This window comes from Acinetobacter chengduensis, assembly GCF_003664645.1.
GTDB lineage: Bacteria > Pseudomonadota > Gammaproteobacteria > Pseudomonadales > Moraxellaceae > Acinetobacter > Acinetobacter chengduensis.
Map to the genome: position 1 here is coordinate 1 of NZ_RCHC01000064.1, position 1,182 is coordinate 1,182.

Sequence of the window (1,182 nt, forward strand, 5' to 3'; positions counted from 1 at the left end):
CTCTGTACACGACAAATTTCACAGAACTCTTATCCTATCAGGCATCTGCCTTCTTAAAATTGCCAGAATTTCCTTAAACTCTTCTTTTTTCCCAAAACCAATTAAACGCTGAATCGCCATTTGAACATAGTCTAAACCATAGCGAAATAAACTCATTGAGAGTCGTCCATGCTTCTTTATTTTTATCGCTTTTTTTTGATCATGTTGCCATTCACCCGTTAAGTAGCACCAACAGAAGCTTATAGCTAAGACCGCAATCAATTTTTTCACTCGTCTAGGGTCTGTCAAGCGCGTATTTTCAAGATTGAATCCTCGTCCTTTGAGACAACTGAATAAGGTTTCAATTTCCCAGCGTAATGCATAATCCTGAATAGCATTGGCATTAAACTGAGGAGAAACGACGAGTAAAAGCTCTCCATTTTCTAACTGTAGTGCACTCATATATAGTTTCACCCGACCAACCAAAATCCGTCGTTTACGACATTCAATTTGACCAAGTTGAAGATGGCGAAATAAATCACTAATTTTATGATTCTTCCCTAAATGATTGGTGACAATGAAGTTTTTTTAACACGAATGCAGAAGTTGATGTCTTGTTCAATTAACCATGTAAACCACTGCTCACCGATAAACTCTCTGTCTGCGAACACATTCACAATACGGTCTTTACCAAAAATGGATATAAAGCGTTGAATCAAAGCAATCCGCTCTTTCGTATCTGAATTTCCACGTTTATTAAGCAATGTCCAAACGATAGGTATCGCTATTCCACGATAAACGATCGCAAGCATCAGGATATTAATATTTCGTTTTCCCCATTTCCAATTGGTTCTATCTAAAGTCAGTTGCACTTTGTCGAATGAAAACATATTGAAAATCAACTGAGAAATTTGACGATAATCAAAATACTGACCTGCAAAGAAGCGCTGCATACGTCGATAAAATGATTGTGGTAAGCACTTGATGGGCAAGGCTTTAGATGCAGAAGAAAGATTACATGTTTGCTTTAAAATGATCACAAGCATGATGAGCGCAAAGCACTTTAAATGTGACTTGTTCCATTTTAGAGATTTGTTTAAGATAAGATATAACTCATTGAGATGTGTCATAGTATTCGTCGTTAGAAAACAATTATTGTGACATTATTTCAATGAGTTATATATTTTTGTCGTGTACAGAGAA

1 protein-coding gene is annotated in these 1,182 nt (G+C 36.2%); it reads right to left on the reverse strand.

Annotated features, from left to right (window positions below; genetic code table 11):
• Positions 1 to 18: 18 nt before the first annotated feature.
• Positions 19 to 1,109 (reverse strand): IS4 family transposase gene (locus D9K81_RS18205; RefSeq protein WP_100607964.1). Its coding sequence is split into 2 segments (ribosomal slippage): positions 19 to 569 and positions 569 to 1,109, totalling 1,092 coding nucleotides; the frame shifts between segments, so codons are not numbered across the junction.
• Positions 1,110 to 1,182 lie beyond the last annotated feature (73 nt).